The organism is Streptomyces sp. NPDC001220 (assembly GCF_053597895.1).
Genome location: NZ_JBSFJE010000018.1, coordinates 1 through 15502, shown reverse-complemented (window position 1 = coordinate 15502; position 15502 = coordinate 1). Strand labels below are relative to the sequence as shown.

General features: G+C 72.1%; 8 protein-coding genes, 1 tRNA gene and 1 pseudogene. 6 read left to right on the top strand and 4 right to left on the bottom strand.

Features of this window, described 5'->3' with window-relative positions; all coding sequences use genetic code 11:
• Positions 1–2 precede the first annotated feature (2 nt).
• The gene (selA, locus tag ACWDGI_RS35160) at positions 3–1364 is read left to right on the top strand and encodes an L-seryl-tRNA(Sec) selenium transferase (RefSeq protein WP_450766106.1); all 1362 of its coding nucleotides are present in this window, start codon (positions 3–5) and stop codon (positions 1362–1364) included.
• Positions 1365–1367: 3 nt separating this feature from the next.
• On the top strand, positions 1368–3149 hold the full coding sequence (gene selB / locus ACWDGI_RS35155) for a selenocysteine-specific translation elongation factor (protein ID WP_450766104.1): 1782 nt from the start codon (positions 1368–1370) through the stop codon (positions 3147–3149).
• Between the two features lie 23 nt (positions 3150–3172).
• On the opposite strand, the gene ACWDGI_RS35150 is transcribed toward selB, so the two are convergent.
• Positions 3173–3265 (bottom strand) — tRNA-Sec (locus ACWDGI_RS35150).
• An 85-nt stretch (positions 3266–3350) separates the two neighbouring features.
• Here ACWDGI_RS35150 and selD point away from each other — a divergent pair.
• The gene (gene selD, locus ACWDGI_RS35145) at positions 3351–4397 is read left to right on the top strand and encodes a selenide, water dikinase SelD (RefSeq protein WP_450766102.1); all 1047 of its coding nucleotides are present in this window, start codon (positions 3351–3353) and stop codon (positions 4395–4397) included.
• 59 nt (positions 4398–4456) lie between these two features.
• On the opposite strand, the gene ACWDGI_RS35140 is transcribed toward selD, so the two are convergent.
• Entirely contained in the window at positions 4457–7114 is a 2658-nt protein-coding gene (locus tag ACWDGI_RS35140) for a cellulose binding domain-containing protein (protein WP_450766100.1), read from the bottom strand.
• 192 nt (positions 7115–7306) lie between these two features.
• Positions 7307–10243, bottom strand: coding sequence for a glycoside hydrolase family 48 protein (locus ACWDGI_RS35135; RefSeq protein ID WP_450766098.1), 2937 nt, complete (start codon positions 10241–10243; stop codon positions 7307–7309).
• Positions 10244–10503: 260 nt separating this feature from the next.
• Between ACWDGI_RS35135 and ACWDGI_RS35130 the strand changes: the two genes are divergently transcribed.
• Both ACWDGI_RS35130 and ACWDGI_RS35125 read left to right on the top strand, forming a co-directional pair.
• Entirely contained in the window at positions 10504–11997 is a 1494-nt protein-coding gene (locus tag ACWDGI_RS35130; RefSeq protein WP_450766096.1) for a cellulase family glycosylhydrolase, read from the top strand.
• Positions 11998–12030: 33 nt separating this feature from the next.
• Entirely contained in the window at positions 12031–13752 is a 1722-nt protein-coding gene (locus ACWDGI_RS35125; protein WP_450766094.1) for a glycoside hydrolase family 6 protein, read from the top strand.
• Positions 13753–13843: 91 nt separating this feature from the next.
• Here ACWDGI_RS35125 and ACWDGI_RS35120 read toward each other — a convergent pair.
• Positions 13844–14349: pseudogene (locus ACWDGI_RS35120) on the bottom strand (hypothetical protein).
• 123 nt (positions 14350–14472) lie between these two features.
• Here ACWDGI_RS35120 and ACWDGI_RS35115 point away from each other — a divergent pair.
• Positions 14473–15381 (top strand): class I SAM-dependent methyltransferase, encoded by a 909-nt coding sequence (locus tag ACWDGI_RS35115; RefSeq protein WP_450766092.1) that lies wholly within the window; start codon positions 14473–14475, stop codon positions 15379–15381.
• Positions 15382–15502 lie beyond the last annotated feature (121 nt).

Here is a 15502-nt window from a genome sequence, read left to right as displayed (position 1 = left end):
AGATGGCGCGCGAGCACGCCGGCGCGGCGGACGCCGGCCCGCCCGTCGACAGGCGGCGGCTGCCGCGCACCGACGTGCTGCTGGCCGATCCCCGGCTGACCGCGGCGGCGCGGCGGCTCGGACGGGAGCTGGTCAAGGACGTGGTCGCGGGCGTGCAGTCCCGGGCGCGGGCGGGTGAGGTACCCCTCGACGAGATCGCCGACCGTGCCGTGGCCGCCCTCCCCGCCACCGCCTGCGCCCTGCGCCCGGTCGTCAACGCCACCGGCGTACTGCTCCACACCAACCTGGGCCGGGCCGCCCTCTCGCCGGCCGCCCGGGACGCCGTGCTGGCCGCGTCCGGCACCACGGACGTCGAACTCGACCTCGTCACCGGGAGCCGGTCCCGGCGGGGGCGAGCCGCGCTCGACGCCCTGCTGCGCGCCGTGCCGGCCGCCGAGGCCGCCCATGTGGTCAACAACGGCGCGGCGGCGCTCGTCCTGGCCGCGACCGCGCTCGCCCAGGGACGGGAGATCGTCGTCAGCCGGGGCGAGATGGTGGAGATCGGGGACGGCTTCCGCCTGCCCGACCTGCTGGTCTCCACCGGCGCCCGGCTGCGCGAGGTCGGCACCACCAACCGCACCACACCCGCCGACTACGCCGCGGCGGTGGGCCCGGACACCGGTTTCGTCCTGAAGGTCCACCCCTCCAACTTCCGCGTCACCGGCTTCACCCGGGAGGCGTCCGTGGCCGAACTGGCCCCGCTGGGGGTCCCCGTGGTGGCCGACATCGGCTCGGGCCTGCTCACCCCGGAGCCCGCACTGCCCGGGGAGCCCGACGCGACGACCTGGCTGCGGGCCGGGGCGTCCCTGGTCACCGCCAGCGGCGACAAGCTGCTCGGCGGACCGCAGTGCGGGCTGGTGCTGGGCGACGCGGAACTGGTACGGCGGCTGGCCCGGCATCCGCTGGCCCGTGCCCTGCGCGTGGACAAGCTGACCCTGGCCGCCCTGGAGGCGACCGTGCGCGGCCCCGTCCCGCCGACCGTCACCGCGTTGCGCGCCGACCCGGTACGGCTGCGCGAACGCGCCCGGGACCTCGCCGCGGGCCTGCGCGCGGACGGGTTCGACAGCCGTGCCGTCGTCACCGAGGCGGTGGTCGGCGGCGGCGGCGCGCCGGGCGTGACGCTGCCGAGCGCCGCCGTTTCCCTGCCCGCCGCCTACGCGGCCCCGCTGCGCGCGACCGACCCCGCCGTCATGGCCCGCGTCGAGGACGGCCGCTGCCTGCTGGACCTGCGGGCCCTGCCGCCGGAGGCCGACGCGCTCCTGGCGCGGGCGGTGCGCCTGGCCGAGGTCCCGCCCGGGGTGGCCGGGCCGGGAACAGGGAGCTGACCCGTGCACGTCGTCGCCACCGCGGGACACGTCGACCACGGCAAGTCCGCGCTGCTGCGCGCCCTGACGGGCATGGAGCCCGACCGCTGGGCGGAGGAACGGCGCCGGGGCATGACACTGGACCTGGGTTTCGTGTGGACGCGGCTGCCCGGCGCGGGCGACGTGGCCTTCGTGGACGTACCGGGGCACGAACGCCTGGTGGGCAACATGCTGGCCGGGGTCGGCCCGGTCCCCGCCGTCCTCTTCGTCGTCGCCGCCGACCAGGGCTGGCAACCGCAGTCCGAGGAGCATCTGTCCGTCCTGGACGCGCTCGGCGTACGGCACGGCGTCCTCGCCGTCACCCGCTGCGACCTGGCCGGACCGGACGCGGCCCGCGCCGGGGCGCTCGCCCGGATCGCCCGCTCGTCCCTGGGTGACGTACCGGGCGTGGCCGTCAGCGCGGTGGCGGGTACCGGCCTCGACGCGCTGCGCGCCGCCCTGGTCCGGATGACCGGCGGCCTGCCCGGCCCGGACCTCGCCGCGGACGTACGGCTGTGGGTGGACCGGGCGTTCACGGTGCGCGGCCACGGCACGGTCGTCACCGGCACCCTCGGCGCGGGGACCGTGCGCGTCGGCGACCGGCTCCGGCTCGCCCGCGACGGGAGGACGTTGCGGGTACGCGGGCTGGAGTGCCTCAAGGAGCCGTGCCAGGAGGCCGGGGCGGTCGCGCGGGTCGCGGTCAACGTGACCGGACCGGGCGCCGGGGAGCTGCGCCGCGGGGACGCGCTGCTCACCCCGGACCGCTGGCTGACCACCGACATCGTGGACGTACGGCTGCGCGGCGACGCGGCCCGCGACCTGCCGCGCGACCTCACCCTGCACGCGGGCTCCGCGGCGGTGCCGGTGACGGTCCGCCCGCTCGGCACGGACACCGCGCGCCTTCGGCTGGCCGCACCGCTGCCGCTGCGCGTCGGCGACGGCGCGCTGCTGCGCGACCCCGGGCTGCACCGCGTCCCGGCGGGGATCACCGTGCTCGACGTCCGCCCGCCGCGGCTGACCCGGCGCGGTGCGGCGACGGCCCGGGCCCGGGAACTGGGGGCGGTGCCGGAACGCGCCGACGGAGCCGGGGAACTGCGCCGGCGCGGCCTGATCCGCCGCTCGGAGCTGCTCGCCATGGGGGTGGAGCCGCCGGTCGAGCCGGTCGCCGGGGAGTGGCTGGCGGACCCGGCGCACTGGGCGGCGCTGCGCCTGCGGCTGGCCGAGGCGGTCGAGGAGCACGCCGCCCGCAACCCCCTGGAACCCGGCATGCCCCTGGAGACGGCCCGCCAGACGCTCGGGCTGCCGGAGCGCGGCCTCGTCGACGCGCTCCGGGCACAGTCGCCCGGCCTGCGGTACAGCGACGGCCGGCTCCACGGCAGCCACGGCGGCCCCACGCTGCCGCCCGCGGTCGAGGCCGCGGTGGCAGCCGTACGCGCGGACCTCGCCCGTGCGCCGTTCCACGCCCCGGACGCCGAGCGGCTGCACGAACTCGGCCTCACACCCAGGCTGCTGGCCGCCGCCGAGGCCGCGGGGACCCTGCTGCGGATCGGCCAGGGGATCGTGCTGCTGCCGGACGCGGACGTACGGGCCGCGGCCGTCCTCGCCCGGCTGGAGCAGCCGTTCACCATCAGCCAGGCACGGCAGGCGCTGGACACCACGCGCCGGGTCGCCGTCCCGCTGCTGGAATACCTGGACCGGCACGGCCACACCGTCCGGGTGGACGCCGCGCTGCGCCGCTGCCCCGCCCCAGCCCTGGACGGCCGGTGACGCGGGCGGCATGCGCTGACCGGCGGAGACGGACGGGAATCGAACCCGCCTGCCCGAGTTGCTCGGACACCTCGGTTTTGAAGACCGGGAGGGCCACCAGGCACCCTTACGCCTCCCCGCAGGGTCATCGAACCGTCGTATTCCCGGGCAAGTCAACGCGCCACACGGCGCTCCCCTTCACCCGCGAGGACTGATGCAGCCATGACAGGCACACGAACCGGTGTCCACGAACCACAGCAGCAGGTGACCGTGCGGCTCACGCAGTACGCGCACGGCGGCGGCTGCGCCTGCAAGATTCCCCCCGGCGAACTCGAGGAGATCGTCGCCGGACTGACGGCCCCGGGGATGCCCGGCGTCGCCACGGGCGACCTGCTCGTGGGCCTCGAAGCCGGCGACGACGCGGCGGTCATCCGACTGCCCGGCAACGCCTGCGCGACCGCCGCCGTCGCCACGGCGGACTTCTTCACACCGGTGGTCGACGATCCCTACGACTGGGGCCGCATCGCCGCCGCCAACGCGCTCTCCGACGTCTACGCCATGGGCGGCACCCCGCTGGTGGCGGTCAACCTCCTGTGCTGGCCCCGTGACGTGCTGCCGTTCGATCTGGCACGAGAGGTACTGCGCGGCGGAATGGACATCGCCGCGGCGGCGGGCTGCGTCGTGGCGGGCGGCCACAGCGTGGACGACCCGGAACCCAAGTACGGCATGGCGGTGACCGGCACCGTCGATCCGGACCGTCTCCTGCGCAACGACGCGGGACGGCCGGGGACGCCACTGTCACTGACCAAACCGCTGGGCCTGGGAGTCCTCAACAACCTCCACAAGACGACCGGCGAGGTCTTCCCGCAGGCGATCGAGACGATGGTGGCGCTCAACGGCGACGCGGCGCGCGCCGCGGTGGCCGCGGGGGCGGTCTGCGCCACCGACGTCACCGGCTTCGGCCTGCTGGGACACCTGTACAAGCTCGCCCGCGCATCGGGCGTGACCGCCGTCGTCGACTCCGCCGCGGTGCCGTTCCTCGACGGCGCCCGGGAGGCCGCCCGCACCGGACACATCAGCGGCGGCACCCGCCGCAACCTCGCGTGGGTCACCCCGCACACCGACTTCGGCGACGCCGACGACCTGACCCGGCTCCTCCTCGCCGACGCCCAGACCTCCGGCGGCCTCCTCGTCGCCGGCGAGGTCCCGGGTGCTCCGGTCGTCGGCGAACTGGTCCCGGCGGGACCGCACCGACTGATCGTCCGCTGATCCCACCCGCCGAGCGGCCGGGAGAGCGCGCGCCCGGTGCGGCACGCGCTCTCGGTCCGTCAGGCGACCGTGCAGGTCTGGTCGCCCAGTTCGAAGGACGTGGGTTCGGTGTTCGCCCCCGCCCGGGTACCCGTGAAGCCGAAGGACACCGAGGAGCCGGCGGCGACCGTGCCGTTCCAGCTGACGTTCTTCGCCGTCACCGACGCGCCGGACTGGGTCCAGTCGGCGTTCCAGAGCCGGCCGACGGTCTGGCCGTTGGGGAAGGACCAGGCCAGGGACCAGCCGGTCCAGGGCGCCGAGCCGGTGTTGGTGAGCCGGACGTCCGCCTGGAAGCCGCCCGTCCACTGGTTGGTGATGCTGTAGGTGACCGTGCAGGCGCCGGTCGGGGTGGGATCCGTGCCGCCTCCGCCGTCGTCACCGCCCCCGGCCGTGTCGCCGTAGATCACGCCCCGGCCGTTCGTGGAGATGTACACCCGGCCGTAGACACGCGGATCGCCCGTGATGGCCGCACCGGTCCAACCCCACTGGTGGGCGTCGTCGTTGATACGCGTCCAGGTCGTCCCCCGGTCGGTGGACCGGAAGATGCCGCGTACTCCGCCGATCTTCGCGCTGGTGTAGAGGGTCTGGTACGAGGCACCGGTCGCCGCCTTGCCGAAGCCGACCGTGTCGGCCTGGTCGACGTTCGCGAGCTTGGCGAAGCTCGCGCCGCCGTCCGTGGAGTGCCACAGCCCGTACGCGCCGTCCGTGGCACCGCCGGCCAGCCACACGTCGCCCTTCGTCCCGGGGAGCGCCTTGAAACGCACGCTGTCGCCGCCGGGCAGGCCGGTCGCGGCGGACGCCGTGAAGCTCGCGCCGCCGTCCGTACTGACGTAGAACCTGCCGGACTTGAAGCCGTAGAAGGTCTTCGGGTCGACTCGGTCGGACTCGACGGCCGCCCCCGCCGGGATCCCGCTCGACGCCGACCAGGACGAGCCGAAGCCCGTCGTGTACTGGACGCCGGTGCCCGCCGGGCTCCAGACGAACCGGCTGCCGTCGGCGGCCGCCGCGACCGTACCGCCGCCGCTCACCCCCGAAGGGTCCGTCCCCGCGAACCAGTTGGCCCCGTTGTCCGTCGAGAACGCGATGTGCGGGCCGGAGTCAAGATTGCCCACCCTCACCACGGTGTTGGGGTCGGTCTCCGCGAAGTCCAGGCTCGTCGTGGTCGTGAAGGTGGGGGACGTGTACATCAGCGAGGGGACCTTGGTCAGATCCGTGTGGCGGAAGCCGCCGATGTCACCCAGCGCGCTGAAGAGCCGGGCCCCGCCGGACGGGGGCGCGGCCAGGTCGTCGACCGCCGTCTCCTCCAGGCCCCGCACCATCGGCCTGATCGTGAACTGGCCGCCGGAGTCCCAGTCGCCCAGGTTCTCGGTGCCGTACAGCGTCGCTCCCGTCCCGTACATCATCCGGTTCGAGTCGAACGGGTCGATCTCCAGCGCCTCCGTCATCCACCCCAGTTTCGGGGCCTGTTCGGGTGGTGACGGGTTCGCACCGAAGGTGAGCCAAGGGCTGGACGACACGTCCATCGTGTAGCGGTTCGAGCGGTTGGGGTACGACGTGTAGTCCCACGCCTTCGTCCAGGTCGCACCGCTGTCCGTGGAGCGGAACAGCTGGGTGTCCGGCCACCAGGAGCTGTACGCCGTCGCCATCACCGTGCCGGGGTGCTGCCGGTCGACCGTCAGGCCGGAGAAGCCGTAGTAGGTGTCGGCCTCCGCCACCGGGCTGATGTCCGTCCAGGTGCCGGTCGCGGTCGCGTACCGCCACAGCCGGCCCTTGCCGCCGTCGTACGGGCCGCCCTTGTCGCTGTAGGAGAGATACAGGTAGCCGTTGACGGCGTCCAGCACGCCCTTGTGCGCGAGGTAACCCGTCGGCTGGCCGGCCAGCCGGGTCCAGGTGGCGCCCGCGTCCGTCGAGCGGTACACCGAGTTCTGCAGGTCGGCGACCCCGACGTAGATCGTCTTCGTCGCCGTACCGGCCGTACCGGTCGACTCGTCGAAGGTGACCCAGGTGATGCCCTGGTTGTCGGAGGCGTAGCCGCTGGTGTCGGTCGGATCCTGCACGTAATTACCGACGTCGGGGAAGTCGGTCACCTGCGCCCAGGTCACCCCGGAGTCCGTCGACCGCCACAGCCCCTTGCCGCTGGGCGCGCCCAGGTACAGCACGCTGTCCTTGTTCGGGTCGATCGCCAGCCGCTCGCCCATGCCCCGGCCGGGCATGTTGCCGCCCAGCTTGAAGGGCAGATCCGTCTTCTGCCAGCTGACGCCCCGGTCGGCGGAGCGCAGCACGGCCCCGTTCGTCGGGTCCCAGCCGTTGGTGTACGTCCCGACGGCCGCGTACACCCTGTTCGGGTCGACCGGGTCCGAGGCCAGGCTGACCACGCCCGTGTGGCCCCACTCGTCCCAGCCGACCGAGTCCAGCAAGGGCGTCCAGGTCTTCGTCGACTCCTGCCACCGGTAGGCGCCGCCGATGTCGGTACGGGCGTAGACGAGGTTCTTCTCGCTGCGGTTGAAGACGATCCCGGGGACGAAACCACCCCCGTCGATCCGGGCGTTGTGCCAGGTGTACGTGTCGGCGGCGAGCGTGACCCGCGCGGTCTCATGGGCGGCGAGCGCGGGCGGGGTGCCGACGAGTAATCCGGCCGCGAGGGCCAGGACGGCCGTGAGGATGCGGGTTCTTCGCACGGGAATCCTTCCAGGGTGAGTCGAGTAAGCGACTTCCGGCTGGTGTGAGAGATGCCGGGTCACCCCCAGTGCGGATGGGGGTGACCCGGCTGGTGAGGTCGGCTGTAGCGCCCCGCAGGGGCGCGGGGCTGTATCGATGTGCGGCTCCGCCGCGTGGACGCGACCAGCCACGACGTAGCCGCAGCCGAACTGCTACTCCAGCAGCTCCGCATACGACCCCATGGCCAACGCGATGTCCGCCTGGGCCCAGAACCGGTGATACGTGAACACGGGCGCGGCCCCGCCCGCCAGATAGCTCTGGATCTTCGACCACGCAGGGTCGCTCTGATAGAAGGACCGCAGCGAGGCGAACGTCGACGACGAGTTGACCGTGTCGCCGTTCGGCATCTTCCCGGACCACCCGCTCGGCACGTACACACTGTCGTCGAAGCGGCTGTAGTCGGCCCGCGTCTCCGGTACCGCGATCCCCAGGCTGTCCTGGTAGTTGGCCCACATGCCGTCGAGCAGCGCCTTGGCCGTCGACTTGGCCGTCGCGTTGCCGGACTTGGCGGCGTAGTACGTCAACGTCTTGGCGTACGCGGCCGCCACGCCCACGTCGTTCGTGTAGTCGGCGACGGTGACGTGAAGTCCGCTGTTGGAGCCGGGACTTGAGGCGTTCCAGGTGTCGGGCTGGCCCGACCACTGGAGGGTCGAGGGGATCTGGTAGGTGCCGTCCGGGTTGATCGTGGTCTTGGACAGCGCCCAGGCCACCCACTTGTCGAGTACCGCCTTGGCCGTGGCGTTCCCGGTCTGCTGGTAGTACTCGGCGACCCGCTCCATCGACCAGGCCTGGAAGCCGAACCACTGGTTGGACGGCGGGTCGTGGTAGACCGGCTCCCAGTCGTAGTACATGCCGTAGAAGGTCGAGGTACCGGCCGGCGGACTGGCGTACCGGCCCTGCCAGCTGTTCGTCGCCCCGCCCGCGATGGCGCCCTCGGAGGACTGCAGCCAGCGGTAGAACTCCAGCTGCCGGGTCAGTGACGTACTCCAGTCCGCCGCCCCGGTCGCCGACTTGGGCTTCAGGTCGGCGTACGAGCTGAGCGCGTACGCGGCCAGCGGGTTCTGGTAGCCCCCGTGCACATGGCTGGAGCCGATCCGCCACGCCCAGCCCGCACTCGTGTCGGTCGCCCCGCCCCACGCGTAGTACCAGGACAGCAGGTAGTCCGAGGCGTCCTTGCCGGTGCCGGCCGGGCAGGTGGACGGGCCGACGCAGTTGCCGATCTTCTTGAAGTACTTGTCGTACATGGCGTAGCGCAGATAGTCGCCCATCTTCGCCGCCTTGCCGACGGTGGCGGAGACGTCGGCGCCCTTGCCCTGCGCCTTCGCCCACACGTCCGCCCAGTACGCGGCCTGCACCGCCCGCGCGTCGGCGTCCGGGGCGTCCGTGTACTTCCACTGCCTGGCGTAGGACGAGTCGCCGGTGAACAGGTCCAGGTACCCGTTCGTGCCGCCGTACTTGAAGGCGTCACAGGTCGGCTGCGGGACCGTCTCCCACACCGACTCCTGCACGCCGCGCTGGAAGGTGTTGATGTACGACGGCCCGTCGGCCGTCGGTCCCGCCTCGCAGCCGCCGCCCGGAGTGTCGCCGTAGCCGTAGACGTTGTCGACGTCCTCCAGCCAGTGCATGCCGTAGACGTCGTCCGTGCCGTACGCGGTCTTCAGTTCGGCGGCGATCGGGTCCGAGCCCACCGGCACGGAGGTGTCCAGCTTCGCCGGGTACTCGTTCGGCGTGTCCAGCTCCGGTGCGTAGGTGGCCGGTTTGGACGCGTTGTAGAAGGAGTTCGTCGGCTGGTCGGCGTGGGTCGGGATCATGTACTTCTCCATGAGGGCCCACGCACCGTTGAACTTGGACCAGTCACCGGTGACCTTGCCGTACATGGCCTGCAGCCAGAGAAGGTAGCTGTAGGCCTCCGACGTGGTCTCATGACCCTGGTCCGGGGCCTCGACGATCAGCGTCTCGACCGAGTGGTACGGGATGCCCTCGGGGGAGAAGTAGCCGTTCGCCGGGTTGGTGATCTTCCCGTAGAGGTCCAGGAAGCGTGCGTCGTACGCCTTCGACGCGGCCAGCTCCGTCACGGTGACCGCGGCGCTCGTGTAGCCGGTCGCGGACGCGGTGAAGGTCGCGGTGCCGGTGCCCGCGGAGTCCGCGGCGACGGTCACCTTCTGCGCGGTGCTCCAGTTGGACGGGGTGAAGGTCAGCGACGATCCGGCGCTCACCGACAGCCCGGTGTTCCCGGCCGTCCGCGCCACCGACACCGTCACGCTGGCGGCCGGCTGCTTGGACAGACTCACCCCGAAGGTGCCGGTCGCGCCCTGCTGGATGCCCAGTTGGGTCGGCGAGGCGACCACGGCGGGACCGGAGGCGACCGTGATGCCGACCGGGGTCGAGGAGGCGGACGCGCCCAGGCTGTCGTACGCCTTCGCCACGAGCGAATGGCTGCCCACGGTCAGACCGGTGACCGGGAGCGAGTACGGCGACGAGGTGTCCGTCCCCAGCAGGGTGGTGTCGTCGTAGAACTCGATCCTGCTGATCGTCGCGCCGTCGGCCGCCGCCGCGGTCGCCGCCAGCGGCACCGCGTCGCCCTGTGTGTAGACCGCGCCCGCGCTCGGGCTGGTCAGCACGGTGACCGGCGGCTGGTGCGCGCCGGCGCAGGTCGTGCCGTTGACCGCGAAACCGGTGGGCGCGGCGTTGCTGCCGGTGTACGAGAACTGGGCGCCCGTCGACACCGCCGCGCCCGCCGCGATCGTGCCGTTGTACGACGCGTTCTGCACGGTGACCGTGGTGCCGGACTGGGACCAGGTGCCGTTCCAGCCGTTCGTCAGCTTCTGGTTGCCGGCGTACGCGTACGTCAGCGTCCAGCCGTTGATCGCGTCGGTGCCGCGGTTGGTGAGGGTCAGGTCGGCCGTGAAGCCGCTGCCCCAGTCGTTGGTTCTGTAGTCGACGCTGCACTGGACCGTCGCCGCGTGGGCGGGGGTCGTGCCGGTGGCGAGCATCGACAGGGGCAGGGCGAGGGCGGCGACGAGGGCCGTCCACAACCGGCGTACGGCTCTGCGCCTGCGCCCGGGGTGCGGGGGGTGTCCGGGATGCATGTGCTGGTTCCTCCTTGCGCTTGCGGCTCGGGAAGAGTCAAGGCTTGAACCAGTGGGAGCGCTCCCATAGTGGAGACGTGACATGGTTCGGTCAAGGCTGTTGAAGAGTCGAAAATGTTCGACGGACGCCGCTGCGGAAAAGTCAGGCACCTCCCCTGTTCTTCACCGTCACTTGGCGCTACCTTCCTTCGCACCAGTGGGAGCGATTCCATTCAGTCGACGCGTCGGTCACGACGCGCCCGAGCTGCAAGGAGTCGCTCATGCGACACCCCCCGCGTTCAGTTCTTTTAGCCGTCGCCGGTGCGGTGGCCCTCGTCGGGTCCGCGCTGGTGCCGGTGGTGTCGGCGTCCGGAGCAACGCCGGCGTGCACGGTGCAGTACACGGTCACCAGCCAGTGGGACACCGGCTTCCAGGCCTCCGTGACCATCACCAACAACAGGGCGGCCATGAGCGGCTGGAGCCTCGGCTTCGGCTTCGCGAACGGTCAGAAGGTCACCCAGGGCTGGAGCGCCAAGTGGTCCCAGTCCGGTACGGCGGTCACCGCCGCGAACGAGAGCTGGAACGGTTCGCTGGCCACCGGCGCCAGTGTCAGCGCCGGGTTCCTCGGCTCCTGGTCGGGCGGCAACGCCGTACCGACGGCGTTCACGCTCAACGGCACGACCTGCAACGTCGATTCTGAACCCACTCCCACCCCCACCCCGACCCCGACCCCGACCCCGACCGGGCCGCCCGGCACCGGCACGGCGCCGGCCCTGCACGTCTCGGGCAACAGGCTCGTGGACGCGGGCGGCACGGCCCACCGGCTGCTCGGCGTGAACCGTTCCGGCGGCGAGTTCATGTGCGTGCAGGGCTACGGGATCTGGGACGGCCCGGTGGACGACGCGGCGATCAAGGCGATCGCCGACTGGAAGGCGAACGCGGTCCGCATCCCGCTCAACGAGGAGTGCTGGCTGGGCCTGTCCAACGTCAAGCCCGAGTACGCGGGCGCCAACTACATCAACGCGGTCAAGGACCTGGTGACCCGCGTCGAGTCGTTCGGCATGACACCGATCCTCGATCTGCACTGGTCCTACGGCCAGTACACCGGCAACTCCGCCGGCTGCTCCGACGTGCACGCCACCTGCCAGAAGCCGATGCCGGACGCGCAGTACAGCCCGTCCTTCTGGTCCTCGGTGGCCGGCACCTTCAAGGACGACCCGGCGGCCGTGTTCGACCTGTTCAACGAGCCGTACCCGGACCGGGCCACCGCCACCACCGCCCAGGCCTGGGCGTGCTGGCGGGACGGCGGCACCTGCCCGGGGATCGGGTACGAGGTCGCCGGCATGCAGGATCTGGTGAACGGCATCCGGTCGGCGGGCGCGAAGAACGTGATCATGATCGGCGGGCTGGCGTACTCCAACGACCTCAGCCAGTGGCCGGCGTACAAGCCCACCGACCCGGCCGGCAATCTCGTCGCCGCCTACCACGTCTACAACTTCAACACCTGTGCCAGTGAGAGCTGCTGGAACTCCACCCTCGCCCCGGTCGCGGCCCAGGTGCCGCTGGTCGCCGGGGAGATCGGCGAGAACACCTGCTCACACGCCTTCGTGGACCAGGTCATGAAGTGGTTCGACGACCGCGGCCTGTCCTACCTGGGCTGGACCTGGAACACCTGGGACTGCTCCTCCGGCCCGTCCCTGATCTCCGACTACAGCGGCACGCCGACGGCGTACGGCGCCGGTCTGCGCGACCACCTCCAGGCCGTCAACTCCTAGCCCATCCACCGAAGAAGAAGGAAACCCGCACTCATGAGCCGTACCAGAACCTCGTTACTCGCCGCCCTGGCGCTCGTCGCCGGGGTGGCCGGGCCGGCGGTCGCCGTCACCCCCTCCTCGCAGGCGGCGGTCTCCGCGATTCCCTGCACCGTCGACTACAAGATCCAGAACGACTGGGGCGCCGGCTTCACCGCCGCCGTGACCGTCACCAACAACTCGGCGGCGAAGTCGAGTTGGGCGGTGAAATGGTCGTACGCCGGGAACCAGAAGGTGACCAGCTTCTGGAACAGCAAGATCACCCAGAGCGGCACCGCCGTCACCGCGGCCAACGAGACCTACAACGGCACGTTGGCCACCGGCGGTTCGGTCAGCTTCGGCTTCAACGGGTCCTACAGCGGTACCAACGCGCTCCCGACCGCCTTCACCCTCGACGGCGTCACCTGCAACGTCGACGACGGCAGCGGCGGGGGCGGCGGGGACAACGGGGGCGGTGGCAGCGGCACCCGCGTCGACAACCCGTACTCCGGCGCCAAGGTGTACGTGAACCCCGAGTGGTCCGCGAAGGCCGCCGCCGAACCGGGCGGCAGCCGGGTCTCCAACCAGCCCACCGGTGTCTGGCTCGACCGTATCGCCGCGATCGCGGGCACCGGTACGAGCATGGGTCTGCGCGCCCACCTGGACGCCGCCCTCGCCCAGAAGGGCAGCGGCGAGGAGGTCGTCCAGCTGGTCGTCTACGACCTGCCCGGACGGGACTGCGCGGCCCTCGCGTCCAACGGCGAGCTCGGCCCGACGGAGATCGACAAGTACAAGACGCAGTTCATCGACCCGATCGCGACGATCCTCGCCGACCCCAAGTACGCCTCGCTGCGGATCGTCACCACCATCGAGATCGACTCGCTGCCCAACCTGGTGACCAACACCGGCAGCCGGGCCACCGCCACCGCCAACTGCGACACCATGCTGGCCAACGGCAACTACGTGAAGGGCGTCGGCTACGCCCTCGCCAAGCTCGGCGCGATCCCGAACGTCTACAACTACCTCGACGCCGGCCACCACGGCTGGCTCGGCTGGGACGACAACTTCGCCCCGGCGGCCAACATCTTCAAGCAGGCGGCGACCAGTGAGGGCGCCACCGTCGACGACGTCGCCGGGTTCATCACCAACACGGCCAACTACAGCGCCCTGAAGGAGAACAACTTCACCGTCAACGACACGGTGAACGGCACCTCCGTGCGGCAGTCCAAGTGGGTCGACTGGAACCGCTACGTCGACGAGCTGTCCTTCGCCCAGGCCTTCCGCACCCAGCTGGTCTCGGTCGGCTTCAACTCCGGCATCGGCATGCTGATCGACACCTCCCGCAACGGCTGGGGCGGCAGCGCCCGCCCGACTGGCCCCGGCGCGACGACCAGCGTGGACACCTACGTCGACGGCGGCCGCTACGACCGCCGGATCCACGTCGGCAACTGGTGCAACCAGGCCGGAGCCGGCCTCGGCGAGCGCCCGCAAGCCGCCCCGGCCACCGGGATCGACGCCTATGTCTGGATGAAGCCCCCGGGCGAGTCCGACGGCTCCAGCACCGCCATCCCGAACGACGAGGGCAAGGGCTTCGACCGGATGTGCGACCCGACGTACACGGGCAACGCCCGCAACGGCAACAGCATGTCCGGCGCCCTGCCGAACGCGCCGCTGTCCGGGCACTGGTTCTCCGCCCAGTTCCAGCAACTGATGGCGAACGCGTACCCGCCGTTGCCGTGATGATCGGTTGAGCCGACATCGACGCTGCGGGCCGTGTGTGGCTGGTCGCGCAGTTCCCCGCGCCCCTTTGGGGCGCGGGGGTTCGCCGGGGTCAGTCAGTGCGAGACAGGCCCCGGCGGACCGCGCGTTCGACCGGCGAGTGGTTCGCGTCGGGGCGGTCCAGCTCCAGGGGCGCGTTCAGGTACAGCGGCGGCTGGGCCAGGAAGCGCGGTCGCGTGCCGTGGTTCGGCTGGGCGGCATGGACCAGGAACGGGTGGCACAGGTAGACGTCACCCGGCCGGCCGGTGGCGAGGGCGACCGGGCGGTGCGCGGAGGCCGCCGCCACCTGCGGGCCGAGCTCGCCCAGCGTGGCACCCTCGGCGCCGTATGATCGAACGCCTCGTGCAGCGCGGGGGAGTTGGGGGCGGCGGCGAACGGGCCGTCGGCCAGGCCGGCCACCCAGACCACCGGGTCCTTCCAGGTGCCCGGGTCCTCGGGGTCGTACCCCGTCTCCCGCCACAGCCGCCGGGCGCAGCCCTCGGCGACCCGGGGCGCGACGGCCCCCTCGATCTTCACGAAGCCGTCGGTCAGGAAGCGCTCCACCAGCTCGTCGTCCATCCGGCCATGGTGGCCCGACGGCCTTGCCGTCCGCATCCTCTTTTTTGCCGCACCGGCAACAGGGCTGGCCTCCGGTCGGTACGTCGGCGCACGCTGGCGGCACCCGGACGAGAGGCTGCTCCCATGGCGCACGATCACCACCACCACCAGCACACCGACACCCACGCGCACGCGCACACCCACGCGCACACCGACATCGACTGGGCGGAGATGGCCCCGCACCTCGAATCGCAGGCCGAGCTGTTCGCACCGCTCTACGAGAACGCCCTGGGCTGGCTCGGCAGGGAGGTCACCGAGCCGGGGCTGATCGTCGACGCGGGCAGCGGTCCGGGCGTGGTGTCGTGTCTGTTCGCCGAGGTCTTCCCGGGTGCGCGGGTCCTGGCCGTGGACGGCAGCGAACCGCTCCTCGACCGGGCCAAGGCGCGCGCCGAGCGGCTCGGCGTGGGGGACCGCTTCGACGTCCTCGCCGGTGAACTCCCGGGCGTCCTCGACAAGCTGGACTACCCGGCGGACCTCCTGTGGGCCGGGCACAGCCTGCACCACCTCGGCGACCAGCGGGCCGCGCTCACCGCCTTCGGCGAACGGCTCGCCCCCGGCGGCACCCTGGCCGTCCTCGAGGGCGGCCTGCCCAGCCGCTTCCTGCCCCGGGACATCGGCATCGGCCGGCCCGGCCTCCAGGCACGGCTGGACGCGCTGCAGGAGGAGTGGTTCGCGCAGATGCGCACCGACCTGCCCGGAGCCGTCACCGAGGCCGAGGACTGGCCGGCGCTGCTCGACTCCGCCGGGCTCCGGTACGCCCGCAGCCGCAGTTTCCTCATCGACCTGCCCGCCCCGGCCTCCGACCGGGCCCGCGCCTACGTGACCGAGATCCTCTCCCGGCTGCGCGACAGCGTCGGCGACGGTCTGGACGCCGAGGACCGCACCACCCTGGACCGCCTCCTGGACCCGGCCGACCCGGCGAGCGTGCACCGCCGGGCCGACGTGTTCGTCCTCGGCGCCCGCACGGTGCACACGGCCGTTCGGCCCGTCTAGCAGCGGAGCGCGTACACACTCACCCGCGGTGACCGTGCCCCGGCGTCTCACCTTCCGTGCCGTCCGCGCCCACCTGGGCACCGTCGCCGGAGTCGCCATCATCGCCGTGCTGCTGTGGCGG

What these genes read in the sequence shown, in the direction of transcription:
- ACWDGI_RS35115 (WP_450766092.1), top strand. Translation starts at nt 14,473, where the DNA reads ATGGCGCACGATCACCACCACCACCAGCACACCGACACCCACGCGCAC.
- ACWDGI_RS35130 (WP_450766096.1), top strand. Translation starts at nt 10,504, where the DNA reads ATGCGACACCCCCCGCGTTCAGTTCTTTTAGCCGTCGCCGGTGCGGTG.
- selA (WP_450766106.1), top strand. Translation starts at nt 3, where the DNA reads ATGGCGCGCGAGCACGCCGGCGCGGCGGACGCCGGCCCGCCCGTCGAC.
- ACWDGI_RS35135 (WP_450766098.1), bottom strand. Translation starts at nt 10,243, where the DNA reads ATGCATCCCGGACACCCCCCGCACCCCGGGCGCAGGCGCAGAGCCGTA.
- selD (WP_450766102.1), top strand. Translation starts at nt 3,351, where the DNA reads ATGACAGGCACACGAACCGGTGTCCACGAACCACAGCAGCAGGTGACC.
- ACWDGI_RS35125 (WP_450766094.1), top strand. Translation starts at nt 12,031, where the DNA reads ATGAGCCGTACCAGAACCTCGTTACTCGCCGCCCTGGCGCTCGTCGCC.